Below are 231 nucleotides of genomic sequence, written 5' to 3' on the forward strand. Positions count from 1 at the left end.
GCCGCCGGAGGATGAGCCGCTGGCTGGAGCCCACCCGGTGCAGCGTGTCCCGCGTGAACGCCCCGGGTTCCTCCCCGAGGAGACGGCTGTACACCGGGTCAGCCCGGAAGAGGGAGGTGAACTGCAGCACATCGGCGACGAGCGCACCCCGGGATTCGCCCTTCGCCGGGAACTCCTGGGGGAGGTCGGCGCCCCGCCGCTGGCGCGCGGAAGGGCCGGCGTCGTCGGGGC

1 pseudogene is annotated in these 231 nt (G+C 74.9%); it reads right to left on the reverse strand.

Annotation, left to right across the window (positions count from 1 at the left end):
* A pseudogene (locus KVS71_RS19365) lies at nucleotides 1–231 on the reverse strand (TetR/AcrR family transcriptional regulator); the annotation flags it as partial.

This window comes from Microbacterium sp. GbtcB4 (assembly GCF_019091465.1).
Lineage (GTDB): Bacteria > Actinomycetota > Actinomycetes > Actinomycetales > Microbacteriaceae > Microbacterium > Microbacterium paraoxydans.